Origin of the sequence: Amycolatopsis sp. NPDC088138, assembly GCF_044741685.1 — a bacterium.
Lineage (GTDB): Bacteria > Actinomycetota > Actinomycetes > Mycobacteriales > Pseudonocardiaceae > Amycolatopsis.
Map to the genome: position 1 here is coordinate 1,157,349 of NZ_JBIUTB010000004.1, position 13,037 is coordinate 1,170,385.

At 70.8% G+C, this 13,037-nt stretch carries 13 protein-coding genes; 7 read left to right on the top strand and 6 right to left on the bottom strand.

All coding sequences use genetic code 11. The features are described from left to right. Positions 1 to 181 precede the first annotated feature (181 nt). Both ACIOD2_RS26180 and ACIOD2_RS26185 read left to right on the top strand, forming a co-directional pair. Positions 182 to 685, top strand: a complete 504-nt coding sequence (locus ACIOD2_RS26180; protein WP_323335642.1) for a DUF3145 domain-containing protein — start codon at positions 182 to 184, stop codon at positions 683 to 685. Between the two features lie 42 nt (positions 686 to 727). Beyond that, the gene (locus tag ACIOD2_RS26185) at positions 728 to 1,321 is read left to right on the top strand and encodes a hypothetical protein (protein WP_400543054.1); all 594 of its coding nucleotides are present in this window, start codon (positions 728 to 730) and stop codon (positions 1,319 to 1,321) included. 58 nt (positions 1,322 to 1,379) lie between these two features. Here ACIOD2_RS26185 and ACIOD2_RS26190 read toward each other — a convergent pair whose 3' ends face one another. From ACIOD2_RS26190 to ACIOD2_RS26210, 5 genes are all read right to left on the bottom strand, one after another. Next, positions 1,380 to 2,630 (bottom strand): beta-ketoacyl-[acyl-carrier-protein] synthase family protein, encoded by a 1,251-nt coding sequence (locus ACIOD2_RS26190; protein ID WP_400543057.1) that lies wholly within the window; start codon positions 2,628 to 2,630, stop codon positions 1,380 to 1,382. Between the two features lie 29 nt (positions 2,631 to 2,659). Continuing rightward, positions 2,660 to 2,905: an acyl carrier protein gene (locus ACIOD2_RS26195; RefSeq protein ID WP_037820481.1), complete on the bottom strand. Its 246-nt coding sequence runs from the start codon at positions 2,903 to 2,905 to the stop codon at positions 2,660 to 2,662. An 84-nt stretch (positions 2,906 to 2,989) separates the two neighbouring features. After that, entirely contained in the window at positions 2,990 to 3,973 is a 984-nt protein-coding gene (locus tag ACIOD2_RS26200) for a beta-ketoacyl-ACP synthase III (protein ID WP_400543061.1), read from the bottom strand. Further along, a complete protein-coding gene (locus tag ACIOD2_RS26205) occupies positions 3,970 to 4,893 on the bottom strand; it encodes an ACP S-malonyltransferase (protein WP_392771765.1) in 924 nt (307 codons plus the stop codon). Before ACIOD2_RS26205 ends, ACIOD2_RS26200 begins: the two co-directional genes overlap by 4 nt. A gap of 267 nt (positions 4,894 to 5,160) precedes the next feature. Then, positions 5,161 to 6,375, bottom strand: a complete 1,215-nt coding sequence (locus ACIOD2_RS26210) for a PucR family transcriptional regulator (RefSeq protein WP_400543065.1) — start codon at positions 6,373 to 6,375, stop codon at positions 5,161 to 5,163. A gap of 120 nt (positions 6,376 to 6,495) precedes the next feature. On the opposite strand from ACIOD2_RS26210, the gene ACIOD2_RS26215 reads away from it, so the two are divergent. The 5 genes from ACIOD2_RS26215 to ACIOD2_RS26235 all read left to right on the top strand — a co-directional run bounded on the left by ACIOD2_RS26215 (position 6,496) and on the right by ACIOD2_RS26235 (position 11,196). Beyond that, positions 6,496 to 7,401 (top strand): ABC transporter ATP-binding protein, encoded by a 906-nt coding sequence (locus ACIOD2_RS26215; RefSeq protein WP_400543068.1) that lies wholly within the window; start codon positions 6,496 to 6,498, stop codon positions 7,399 to 7,401. Then, positions 7,398 to 8,618, top strand: a complete 1,221-nt coding sequence (locus ACIOD2_RS26220) for an ABC transporter permease (protein ID WP_400543071.1) — start codon at positions 7,398 to 7,400, stop codon at positions 8,616 to 8,618. Before ACIOD2_RS26215 ends, ACIOD2_RS26220 begins: the two co-directional genes overlap by 4 nt. A gap of 322 nt (positions 8,619 to 8,940) precedes the next feature. Next, positions 8,941 to 9,717: a hypothetical protein gene (locus ACIOD2_RS26225; protein WP_400543074.1), complete on the top strand. Its 777-nt coding sequence runs from the start codon at positions 8,941 to 8,943 to the stop codon at positions 9,715 to 9,717. A gap of 69 nt (positions 9,718 to 9,786) precedes the next feature. Next, a complete protein-coding gene (locus tag ACIOD2_RS26230) occupies positions 9,787 to 10,500 on the top strand; it encodes an MOSC domain-containing protein (RefSeq protein WP_400543077.1) in 714 nt (237 codons plus the stop codon). A 54-nt stretch (positions 10,501 to 10,554) separates the two neighbouring features. Then, a complete protein-coding gene (locus ACIOD2_RS26235) occupies positions 10,555 to 11,196 on the top strand; it encodes a nicotinamide mononucleotide transporter family protein (RefSeq protein ID WP_323335662.1) in 642 nt (213 codons plus the stop codon). On the opposite strand, the gene ACIOD2_RS26240 is transcribed toward ACIOD2_RS26235, so the two are convergent. After that, positions 11,177 to 12,793, bottom strand: a complete 1,617-nt coding sequence (locus ACIOD2_RS26240) for an L-lactate permease (RefSeq protein ID WP_400543269.1) — start codon at positions 12,791 to 12,793, stop codon at positions 11,177 to 11,179. The two genes, ACIOD2_RS26235 and ACIOD2_RS26240, sit on opposite strands and share 20 nt — an antisense overlap. Positions 12,794 to 13,037: the final 244 nt, after the last annotated feature.

Below are 13,037 nucleotides of genomic sequence, written 5' to 3' on the forward strand. Positions count from 1 at the left end.
GTGCCCACCGAAAGTGGTGCTGCGGGTGACTTGTGGTGTTCGTGTGGCCAAACAGCACGGTTGGGGTGCAGAATGTGCTACAACGCATCGGAGGCGGTATTCGGGAGCCGCACTGAGGCCACGCAGCTCGATTTTCAGGGCGTAGGGGAAGACGTCCCTCGTCGAGCAAGCGGAGGTAGCAGTGAGCACCCGTGGCAGCACCCGAGGTGTGGTGTACGTCCACTCGTCGCCGTCTGCGGTGTGTCCGCACGTCGAGTGGGCTATTTCGGGCACCCTCAACGCCCGAGTCGACCTGAAGTGGACGGCGCAGCCGGCCAGTCCGGGTCAGCTTCGCGCCGAATGCGGATGGCGCGCGCCCGCGGGCACCGGCGCCAGATTGGCGTCCGCTCTCAAGGCGTGGCCGATGATCCGGTTCGAAGTGACCGAAGAGCCCAGCGCGGGCGTCGACGGCGAACGGTTCTGCTTCGCGCCCGGGCTCGGCCTGTGGCACGGACGGACCAGCGCCAACGGCGACATCGTGGTGGGCGAGGACCAGCTGCGCGCACTCGTGAGCATGACCCGCGGCGGCGAGTCGCTGGCCCACAAGCTCGACGAACTCCTGGCCGCGAGCTGGGACGAAGCGCTCGAGCCGTACCGTCACGCCGGTGACGGTGCTCCGGTGACCTGGTTGCACCAGGTCGGCTAGCACCGGGTGAGGACCGGTGGCGGGGCCGGTACGCTCTTCGGCGTGACGACCCCCGCCTCCAGCTCCCGCCAGCGCTGGCTGGTGCCCGTCGTGGTCGTGGTGCTGTCCGTGACCGTGGGCGGCGGCCTGCTCGCGCGCGAGCTCTACCGCCGTCCCGACCAGCCCACCCCGGACACGTCGGCGCCCGCATCGTCGCAGGCGTCGGCCAGCACCGGCGTGCCCGCCCCGTCCGGCGCGGTCGCGATGATGCCGGACGCCCAGTTCCACCCGCAGGCCGCCCAGGTGCGCCAGGTGCTGGAAACGTACTTCGCGGCCATCAACGCCCAGAAGTACCAGCAGTGGACGACCGTGGTCACGGCGGAACGGGTGGCGCAGCAGCCGCCCGTCACCTGGAAGAACGGCATCCGCACCACAAAGGACACCGACGCCGTCGTCTACCGGATCGAGCGTGGCTCCGGCTCGTCACTGCGGGTCCTGGTCGGGTTCCGGAGCGAGCAGAACGCCGAAGACGCCCCGGACTGGTTCCCCGAGCCGTGCATCCAGTGGCGGCTCGTGATGCCCATGGTCGTCGAGAACTCCGCGCTGAGGATCGCCGCCGTCGACGGCGGCCTGCAGCCCGAACACCAGAAATGCTGAACCACTGAACGAAAAAGGGCCCGGCCGAAGCCGGGCCCTTTTTCGTTTGTCAGCGTGCTCAGGCCGCCGGGGTGAACAGCAGGGCGGTGTTGTGGCCGCCGAACCCGAACGAGTTGCTGATCGCCGCGGTCAGCTCGACCTTGCGCGGTTCGCCCGACACGACGTCCAGCTGCACCCGCGGGTCCAGGTCGGTCAGGTTCATCGTGGCCGGCACGATGCCGTGGTACAGCGAAAGGATCGTGATGATCCCCTCGACCGCGCCGGCCCCCCCGACCAGGTGACCCATCGAACCCTTCGGCGCCGTGACGATCGCGTGGTCGCCGACCGCCTTGCGGATCGCGGCCGCCTCGCCGATGTCACCGACCACAGTGGACGTCGCGTGCGCGTTCACGTGCCCGACGTCCGCCGCGGTGACGCCGGCCATCTTCATCGCCGCGCGCATCGCGGCGATCTGGCCGATGCCCTCGGGGTGGTTGCCGGTGATGTGGTAGGCGTCCGAGGTGATGCCGTGCCCGGCGATCGTCGCGTAGACGCGCGCCCCGCGGGCCTTCGCCAGGTCCGCCCGCTCCAGGATGACCACGCCCGAACCCTCACCGAGGACGAAGCCGTCCCGGTTCGCGTCGAACGGCCGGGATGCGGCACCCGGGTCGTCGTTGCGGGTGGACACCGTGCGGGCCTGGGCGAACCCGGCCAGCGTGATCGGGTGGATGCACGCTTCGGCACCCCCGGCGACCACGACGTCGGCGCGGCCGGAGCGGATCATCTCCACCCCGCTCGCGATGCCTTCGGCACCCGAGGCGCAGGCCGAGGCCGGGGAGTGCACCCCGGCCCGCGCCTTCAGGTCGATGCCCACGTGCGCGGCCGGGCCGTTCGGCATCAGCATCGGCACGGTCAGCGGCGACACCTTGCGGAGACCCTGCTGGTGCAACAGATCGTTCTGGGTGAGCAGGGTGACCGGGCCGCCGACGCCGGTACCGATCGACACGCCGAGGCGGTCGGGGTCGACGTCGGTGTGCTCGTCCGTCGGTTCTTCGAACCCGGCGTCGGCCCACGCCTGGCGGGCGGCGATCAGCGCGACCTGCTCGCAGCGGTCCAGCCTGCGGGCCTGCACCCGCGGGAGGACTTCCGAGGGATCGACGGCCAGCATGCCGCCGATCTTGACCGGCAGCTGCAGCTCCTCGACCCAGTCGGCTTCGATCGTCCGGACCCCGCTCCGCCCGGCCAGCAGACCGTCCCAGGTGGACGTCACGTCCCCGCCGAGAGGTGTGGTGGCGCCGAGACCGGTGATCACGACGTCGATGTTGCTCATGGGAGTCTCCTCAAGGAGGGGAACAGGACTTACTTCGAGTTGGCCGACACGTAGTTGACGGCGTCGCCCACGGTCTTCAGGTTGGCGAGCTCGTCGTCCGGGATCTTGACGCCGAACTTGTCCTCGGCCTGCACGGCGATCTCGACCATCGACAGCGAGTCGATGTCCAGGTCGTCCACGAACGACTTCTCGGCGGTGACGTCGTCCTGAGCCACACCGGCCACCTCTTCGACGATCTCGGCGAGGCCGGCGAGGATCTCAGTGTTGTCAGCCATGGGGTAGTTCCCTTCTCGGTCTTACTTGGGGTTTGGGATGGTGCTGGGTAACCGGTGGGCGAGTGCCCGCCGGGAGCGTAACGGTCAGGGGCAGACGAACGCCTGCCCGGCGTAGGACAGGCCCGCGCCGAAGCCGACCGCCAGCACCACGTCACCGGACTTCGCCGTCCCGGCCTTGCGCATGTGGTCCAGCGCGAGGGGGATGGACGCCGACGAGGTGTTGCCGGAGTACTTGATGTCGTCGGCGACGACCATGTCTTCACGGGCGCCGTTGGCCCGCAGCTTCTTCGCGATCGCCTCGACGATGCGCAGGTTGGCCTGGTGCGGGATCAGCACGTCCACATCGGACGGCTTCAGCCCGGCGACCTCGAGGGCGCGCAGCGCGATCGGCGCGATCTGGGTGGTCGCCCACCGGAAGACCGACTGGCCCTCCTGGTAGATGAACTTCTCCTCGGTCATCCCGATCAGGTCGACGAGGTCGCCGGCGCTGCCCCAGGAGACCGGGCCGATCTGCGGCTCGTCGGACGCGCCGACCACCGCGGCGCCCGCGCCGTCGGCGAAGATGATCGCGTTCGCGCGGTCGGTCGGGTTCACGGAGTCGGTGAGCTTCTCGGCACCGATCACGAGGACCTTCTTGGACGAGCCCGCGCGGACCAGGTCCGACGCGACACCCAGGCCGTAGCAGAATCCGGCGCACGCGGCGTTGAGGTCGAACGCGCCGGGGTTCGGGATGCCGATCCGGGCGGCGACCTGCGCGGCGGCGTTCGGGATCTGCGTCGGCATCGTGCAGTTCGGCAGGATCACCGTGTCCACTTCGGACGGGTCGACCCCGGCGTCGGCCAGCGCGGCGGTGCCGGCGGCGACCGCCATGTCGGTGAGCAGCTCGTCCTTCTCGGCGAAGCGGCGCTCGATGATCCCGACGCGGGTCTGGATCCACTCGTCGTTGGTTTCCATGATCTTCGAGAGGTCGTCGTTGCTGACGATCCGCTCGGGCTGGTAGCTGCCGACGCCCAGCACGCGGCTGCCGCGGGAGCCCGGGTTGAGGCTCAGGGCGGGTCGGTCGGTCACGAGGCGTCCTCCTGGCGCAGCGCCGCCAGCTCGGCCGGCGTCTTCAGCGCGGTGGTAGTGGTGACGACGCCCTTGAGCTGCCGCTTGACCAGGCCGGTCAGCGTGCCCGCGGGCGCGAGTTCGACGGTGCGGGTGACGCCGAGCGAGACCAGGCCGTCCATCGTCAGGTCCCAGCGGACCGACCGGGTGACCTGGGCGACGAGCCGCGCCAGGTACTCGGCCCCGCTGGTGACGACGGCGCCGTCCGCATTGGACAGCAGCGGGCGGGTCGGGTCGGCGGGCGTCAGCTCGGCGGCGTGGGCGCGCAGCGCCTCTTCGGCGGGCGCCATGTAGTGCGTGTGGAACGCGCCGGCGACCTTGAGGGCGCGGATCTTCGTGCCCTCGAGCGGTTCGGCGACGATCTTCGCGATGGTGTCGGCGGCACCGGAGGCGACGATCTGCCCCGCTCCGTTGCGGTTCGCGGCGGCGAGACCCTGGCCTTCCAGCCACGCGACGACCTGCTCGGGGTCCCCGAGCATCACCGCGGCCATCGACGTCGGTTCCATCGCGCACGCCTTGGCCATCTCGGCGCCGCGGACGGCGGCGAGCGCGACGGCGTCGGCGGGCTCGAGCACGCCGGCGATCGCGGCGGCGGCCAGCTCGCCCACCGAGTGCCCGGCGACCGGCGCGTCCGCGGGGACGGGCGCGGTGGCCTGGAGGTGCTCGAAGGTGAGCAGCGAAAGCGCGACGATCAGCGGCTGCGCGATCGCGGTGTCCTGGATCTCCTCGGCTTCGGCTTCCGTGCCGAGGCGGAGCAGATCGAGCCCCGCGCGCTCGGACCACTGCGCGACGCGCTCGCGGGCGCCGTCGAGGTCGAGCCAGGGCGTGAACATACCGGGGGCCTGGGACCCCTGACCGGGAGCGAGCACTGCTGCTGTCACCCTCTAAGACAACACGGGGACGGTCCTTCAGCGGGATGCCGACGCTCACAGTGTCTGCCGCGCGTCTTTGTCGGAAACCTCCAAAGACGCGCCGTGCGACCTCGCACGTAACCCGGAAGCCTTGTCGGGTTCACTGTAATCTGGGTCACGCGGGAGAGGAAGAGCGCGGCCGGGTCCGCACGTTCGGACGCCGCGCCGGCCGGACTTCCCGCGGCCTGCCGCGCACTGTTGGCAGGTCGCTCGGGCCCAGAGTCACCAGAGGCCGCTTCACCAGAGGCCGCGGGCGCGGGCCAGGCGGCCCACCGCCAGCGCGATCCGCAGCACCAGGGCGTCCCGGGGGTCGGTCGGCTGGCAGCCCGTCAGGTCCGCCGCCTTGCGCAGGCGGTAGCGGACGGTGTTCGGGTGCACGAACAGCGTCTTCGCGCACGTCTCCAGCACCCCGCCGCTCTCGAGGTACGCCTCGACCGTGCGCTGCAGGGTCGGGCCGGCCTCCTCCAGCGGGCGCGCGATGCTGTCGACCAGCAGCCGCTCGGCTTCGGCGTCGCCCGAAAGCGCGCGCTCCGGGAGCAGGTCCACCGAGCGCACCGGCCGCGGCGCGCCCGGCCAGCCGACGACCGCCCGCAGGCCCGACAACGCCTCCGTCGCGCTGTGGTGCGCTTCGGCCAGCGTCGGGACCGTCGGGCCGGCGACCACCGGGCCGTCGGCGAAGGCCACCGACATCCGGCCGAGGATCTCGCGCTCCTTCACCCCGCCCTCGGTCGCGCCGCCGACGACGACCACCAGCCGCGAACCCTGCACGGACAGCAGCACCGGACGTCCCACCCGGGCGGCGCGGCTGCGGACCTCGAACACCACCGTCGGCGGGTCCTCCGACGGCGGGTTGCCGACCAGGACCGTCGCCGCGGCGGTCGGGTCCCAGCCCAGCGCCGTCGCGCGCGAGAGCACGGACTCCTCCGCGTCGCCGCGGACGATGCCGTCGACGACCAGTGCCTCCAGCCGCGCGTCCCAGGCGCCGCGCGCCTCGGCCGCCGCGGCGTAGGAGTTGGCCGCGGCGAAGGCGATTTCCCGGCCGTAGCGCAGGATTCCCTCGATCAGCGCGGCCCGCTCGGCCTCGTTCGCCGCGAACGCCGGCAGCTGCTCCTCGAAGACTTCGATGGCGAGCCGGACCATCCCGACGGCCTGGCGCAGGCTGACCCAGCGCGAGAGCTCGGCCGGCGCGTCGCGGAACGCCTCGGTCGTGAGCTTCAGGGCCTCCTTGGAGTCCCGCAGCCAGCCGACGAAGCCGGCCGCGCCGGCCTGGGTGATCAGCAGGACGCTCGCGCGCTGGTCGGCGGGCAGCCGGGCGAACCACGGCAGCCGCTGTTCCATCACGGCGATGCTGGCGCTCGCCAGGCTGCCGGAAGCGCGCTCCAGCCGCTGGAGCGTCTTCGCGGACAGCCCGTGGTGCTTCGGCACGCGGCGCGGTGTGGTGGTTTCGGCCATTTCGACGCGATCCTACGTGGCCCGCAACTTTCGTAGCCGGTGCCGGCAACGCGGGTCGCTATGCGGTGCGTGTACCTCCTGCCTACGATCGCAGCCAAGCGAGGAAATGGGGGCACCGGGATGACCGGTCTAGAGATCGACGCGATCTCCAAACGTTACGGCGACGTGGTCGCTTTGCGGGAAATGACGTTCGACGTCCGGCCGGGCGAATTGTTCGGCTTCGTCGGCAGCAACGGCGCCGGGAAGACGACGACCATGCGCATCGCGCTGGGCGTCCTTTCCGCCGACGCCGGGCAGGTGCGTTACGCGGGCGAACCGGTCACGCACGAAACGCGACGGCACATCGGCTACATGCCCGAGGAACGCGGCCTGTACCCGAAGATGAAGGTGGGGGAGCAGCTCACCTACCTGGCCCGGCTGCACGGCATGTCCGCCACCGCCGCCAAGGCGTCGGCGGAGAGGTGGACCGAACGGCTGGGCGTCGCCGCCCGCCGTGAGGACGAGGTGCAGAAGCTCAGCCTCGGCAACCAGCAGCGTGTCCAGCTGGCCGCGGCGCTGGTGCACGAGCCGCGGATCCTGGTGCTCGACGAGCCGTTCTCCGGCCTCGACCCGGTCGCGGTCGACGTGATGAGCCAGGTGCTGCGGGAAAAGGCCGCCGAGGGCGTGCCGGTCGTGTTCTCCAGCCACCAGCTCGACCTGGTGGAGCGGCTCTGCGACCGGGTCGGCATCGTCCGGAGTGGACAGATGGTCGAGATCGGCACGGTCGGCGACCTGCGCTCCGGCGGGGCCGTGCGGCTGCGGGTGGACGTGCCCGGGGCCGAGGACGGCTGGGCCGACGGGCTCGCCGGCGTGAAGGTGCTGGGCCGCAAGGGCACGGTGACCGAGCTCGAGCTCGCCGGCGCCGACGACCAGGACGTGCTCAAGGCCGCGCTGGCCACCGGGCCGGTGCGCGAGTTCGCCCGCGAGCAGCCGACCCTGGCCGACCTGTTCCGTTCCGTCGTGACGACCGAGGAGGTCCCCGCATGAGTACCCCGGTCTCGGACGTCGGGATGAGCCCGGCCGCGGCGGTGGGCCTGGTCGCCTCCCGCGAGATCAGCACCCGCCTGAAGGCCAAGGCCTTCCGCGTCAGCACCGCGGTCATCCTGCTGCTGATCGTGGTCGGCATCGTGGCGATCAAGCTGTTCACCGGTGGCGGTGGCGCCGACGCGACCGTCGGCTACACCCCGGCCACCGCCGCGTTCGCCACGCCGCTGAAGAGCGGGGCCGAGGCGGTCGGCGAGTCCCTCGACACCACCCAGTTCGCCGACGAGGCCGCCGGGCGCGCGAAGCTCGCCGACGGCTCGATCGACGCGCTGCTCACCGGTGACGGCAAGAGCGTGCACGTCCAGGTGAAGAAGGACCTCAACGGCAACCTCGCGAACGTGCTGCAGCTGCTGTCCCGCCAGGTCGCGCTCGACCAGCAGATCACCGCGGCGGGCCGGAACCCGGCGGACTTCAACGCCGCCGTCGCGGCCGCGAAGTTCGTCGAGGACCCGCCGCTGGAGCAGCCGTACGACTACGACGGCCAGCAGCTGGTCCTCGGCATTGCGGCGGGTGTCCTGATCTACCTCTCGCTGATGCTGAACGGCCAGGGTGTCGCGCAGGGTGTCGTCGAAGAGAAGACGTCGCGCGTGGTCGAGCTGCTGCTGTCGACGATCAAGCCGTGGCAGCTGATGGCCGGGAAGGTGCTCGGCATCGGAGTGGTGGGGCTGGTCCAGATGGTGGTGATCGGCGCCGGCGGGATCATCGCCGGGCTGGCCACGGGTGTGCTCACGATTTCCGTTTCGGCGGCCATCGGCACCGTGGTGTGGCTGATCGTGTGGTACCTGCTCGGGTTCTTCATGTACTCGATCGTGTTCGCCGCGCTGGGGGCGCTGGTTTCGCGCCAGGAGGACGTCGCCGGTGCGACCTCGCCCGCGCTGATGTTCGTGATCGCCGGGTACGTGGTCGGCATTTCCGTGCTGCCGTCGGATCCGGGCAACACGTTCGTCGAGGTGCTTTCGGTGATTCCGGTGTTTTCGCCGACGCTGATGCCGATGCGGCTCGCGATGGGCGGGGTACCGGTGTGGGAGGCCGTGTTGTCGGTGGGGCTGGTGGTGCTGCTGATTCCGGGGCTGATCTGGCTGGCCGCGCGGATCTACCGCAACGCCGTGATGCGCAGTGGCGCGAAGGTGAAACTGCGGGACGCCCTGCGCGCCGCCTGACGTTTCACCGCTGTTCACCCGGCCCTCGGGAGCTTCGGCTTCCGGGGGCCGGTTTTCTGCGCCCCCCATGCCCCGGTATCCCCCAAATGCTCGAGGCCGCCCGGCGCTTGCGGTTTACGCTGCGCCGGACGGCCTCGTCTCCCCGGTCCCCACCGGTAGAACCAGTATGGCTGCCAACGATCTTCGCGCGCCAGTCGTCTCACTCGATCGTGGGGCGCACGAGTTGCCGCCGCTGGGTACCTGATCAACGATCCGGTGCACACCAAGCGGCATCACCCGAATCGCGGCGCGATTCGGTGCGAAACATCAAGAGGGAGTCGGCATGGGCCAGCAACTCAAGGACGGACTGGGGCAGGCGTGGAACCTCGTGGCCACGTTCGTCCCGAAACTCGTCGGTTTCCTGATCATCCTGCTGATCGGCTGGCTGATCGCGAAGGCCATCGCGAAAGGCCTGAGCCTCGTCCTCGGTAAAGTGGGCTTCGGCAAGCTGATCGAGAAGACGGGCCTTTCCGGCAGCATCGGCCAGCAGAAGATCGACGCGGCCGGAATTCTCGTGAAACTGGTCTACTACTTCGTCCTGCTGATCGCGCTGCAGCTCGCGTTCGGTGTGTTCGGGCCGACGAACCCGGTCAGCCAGCTGCTCAACGACATCATCGCGTTCCTGCCGCGGATCGTGGTCGCGCTGGTGCTGATCGTGGTCGCCGCGGCCATCGCGAAGGTCGTGCGTGACGTCGTCTCGTCGGCGATGTCGGGCCGCCCGGCCGGCCGTTACCTGGCCACCGGCGCCTACTGGCTGATCATGGCGTTCGGCATCATCGCCGCGCTCGGACAGGTGAACATCGCGACCGCGATCACCGGCCCGGTGCTGATCGCCGTGCTGGCCACCATCGGCGGCGTCATCGTCGTCGGCTTCGGCGGCGGCCTGATCAAGCCGGCGCAGGACCGCTGGCGCGGCTGGATGGCGAACATGCAGCAGCAGATGGCCGAGACGCCGCAGCAGCGCACCGGCGAGATGGGCCGCAGCGAGGCGCCCCGCGCCACGGTCGGCGCCGCCAACACCCCGACCCCGCCGGTGGGGACCCCGCGCCCGCAGATCTGAGCGGAAGCGTGACGAGACGGGCCCGGCAGGCGAGGAAGCTGCCGGGCCCGTCTCGTTACTGTGGGATCCATGGGGGTCGTGACGGCGCTGTGGCGCTATCCGGTGAAGTCGATGCGCGGGGAACGGCTGGCCGAGGGCGAGTTCGGCGAGCGCGGTCTCGACGGCGACCGGCTGTACGCCGTCCGCGACCCGGACGGCAAGTTCGGCAGCGGCAAGAACACCCGCCGGTTCCGCCGGATGGCGGGCCTGCACGAGTTCGCGGCGCACTACGACGGCGACGTGCCGGTGGTGACCCTCCCGGACGGGCGCACCGTCCGCGGCGACGCCGCTCACGAGGAGATCGCCGCCGCGCTGGGCCGCCCGGACGTCCGGCTCGTCCGGGAAGCCGAAATCCCGCACCACGACGAGGCCGCCATCCACCTGCTGACGACGTCGTCACTAGCCTGGCTGGCCGGACAGGCGCCCGGCGTCGAGATCGACGAACGGCGGCTGCGGCCGAACCTGCTGCTCGACACCGGCCCGGCGCCGGAGCTGGCCGAGGAGGCCTGGCTGGGGGAGCGGGTCCGGATCGGCGGGGTCGAGCTGGAGATCCTCCGCCGGGCCGTCCGCTGCGTGATGGTCGGCCTGCCGTGGGACGGCCTCCCGGCCGCGCCCGGACTGCTCAAGACGATCGCCGAGACCAACGACCTGAAACTCGGCGTCCACGCCCGCGTCGTCCGCGGCGGCACGATCCGCGTCGGCGACGTCCACGAGGTGGGATGTTCCGCGCCTCACAGTCCCTAGGGAATGCGCCCCTCCCGGAGCATGTTGGGTGCGGTAGGACGAAAGGGGCGTCACGTGAACTACCTGCTGGAACACGGCTTCCGGGTGCTCGGACAGTGGATCTCCATCGCCGAGTTCGCCGGGCAGGTGTTCGCCTTGGCCGTGGTGTTCCTCGCGCAACGTCGCACCTTGTGGACGTGGCCGGTCCAGGTCGGCGCCACCGTGCTGCTGTTCGCCGTCTACGCCTCCGCGCACCTCGGCGGGCTCGCCGCCCGGCAGGTCGCCATCCTCGCCATCTCCGTCTACGGCTGGTGGGCCTGGACGCGCCGCAAGGACCCGGTGTTCGGGGTCGTCGTGCGGCAGGGCCGGCTCACCGAACGCCTGGTCATGCTGGGCGCGTTCGTCGCCGGGACGACCGTGATGGCCCTGGTCCTGGACGCGCTGCACGCGTCGTGGGCGCCGTGGCCGGACGCCGCGATCTTCGTCGGCACCCTCGTCGCCTTCGGCGCGCAGGGCGCGGGGCTGGTCGAGTTCTGGCTGGTCTGGCTGGTCGTCGACGCGATCGGCGTGCCGCTGCAGATTTCGTCCGGCCTGTACTTCTCGGCCGCGATCTACATCGTGTTCGCCGGGCTGGTCGTGCACGGCTGGTGGACGTGGAACCGCTCGGCGAAGCGCGTCGCGGCCCGCGACCACGGCGTCATGGCAGCATCCAGCTGAGCACCGGCGTGCTCTGGCCCCACACGATCAGGCACATCACCAGCAGCAGCCCCAGGCTCCACGGCAGCACCTTGCGCAGCAGCTTGCCCTCTTCACCGGGCAGGTTCGCCGCCACGCAGGCGATGGTGAGGTTCTGCGGCGAGACCATCTTGCCGAGCACCCCGCCGGAGCTGTTGGCCGCGGCGAGCAGGTCCGCCGGCAGGCCGGTCTGGTGGGCCGCCGTCACCTGCAGGGCGCCGAACAGCGCGTTCGCCGACGTGTCGGACCCCGAGACGGCGACGCCGAACCAGCCAAGCACCGGGGACAGGAACGCGAGTGCGGCGCCGGCGGCCGCGATGAACGTGCCGATCGTGGTGGTCTGGCCGGACAGGTTCATCACGTAGGCCAGCGCGAGCACGCTGGTGACGGTGAGGATCGCGAACCGCAGTTCCTTGACCGTGGCGAGCCATTCGCTCGCCGCGCCGCTCGCGCGTACCGCCAGCACCGCCGCCGTGATGATCCCGGCGATGAGCACGAGCGTGCCCCCGGTGTTGAGGAACGGCAGCGAGAACGTGTTGCCGGACACCGGTTTCCCGTTCGGCCCGGCGACGTTCAGCCCGGGCCAGTGGAACTTCCAGGTCGCCTTGTCGAGCAGCTTCTTGATCGGCGGCAGCACGGCGAGGGAGAAGATCACGATGATCAGCGCGTACGGCATGTAGGCCTTCACGACGTCACCGCGTGAATCCTCGGGCGGCGCTTCGGCGTCGGCGGTCGCGGTGCCGCCCATCCCGACGCGGACGGCTTCGGGCACCGCGCGGCGGGTCTGCGGCAGGGCCACCAGTGCGGCCGCGCCGGCGAGCGCGGCACCGATGTCCGCCAGCTGCGGCGATACGTAGTTGGACGCGAGGAACTGCACGAGCCCGAACGCGACCCCGCAGACCAGCGCGGGCAGCCAGGTGTCCTTCAGGCCGCGCTTGCCGTCGACGATGATCACCAGCAGCAGCGGCACGACCAGGGCGAGCAACGGCGTCTGGCGCCCGACGATCGAGGAGACCTGCTCCAGCGGCAGGCCGGTGACCTGGGCGAGCGTCACGACCGGCGTGCCCATGGCGCCGAACGCGACCGGCGCGGTGTTCGCGACCAGCGCGACGACGGCGGCCTTCACCGGGTGGAAGCCGACGGCCACCAGCATCACCGCGCTGATCGCGACCGGCGCGCCGAACCCGGCCAGCGCCTCCATCAGCGCGCCGAAGCAGAAGGCGATGATCAGGGCCTGGATGCGCGGGTCGTCGGAGATCCGGCCGAACGAGCGGCGCAGCACGTCGAAGTGCCCGGTCCGCACGGTGAGCCGGTAGATCCACAGCGCGTTGACGACGATCCACATGATCGGCCACAGCCCGAACGCGGCGCCCGACAGCGCGCCGGAGACGGCCTGCACGATCGGCATCCCGAACGCGGCGATCCCGACGACGAGCGCGACGAGCAGCCCGATCAGGGCGGCGTGGTGCGCCCGCATCCGGACGACGCCGAGAAGGACGAGGACGGTGGCCAGGGGCAGCACGGCGACGAGCGCCGACAGGCCCAGCGAGCCGAGGGGAGTCACGTCTTGCATGAACAGGGCCTGCACGAACACGAGCGACCTCCGTTTTCCACGATGCGAAAACGGCCTTTCGGCGAGTGCCCGTGATCCTCCTCACAAACCGGGCGGTCCGTCAAGAACTTGACGCCACACGGCCCAACGAGTCAGGGCCTTACGTGATCCCAGGGTCGACACGCGTGTCTGAAGGGTCGACACGCGTGATTGGAGGGTCGACACGGCGTAAGCGAGCCCGGGAGCCGTGTCGACCTCCCAATCACGCGAG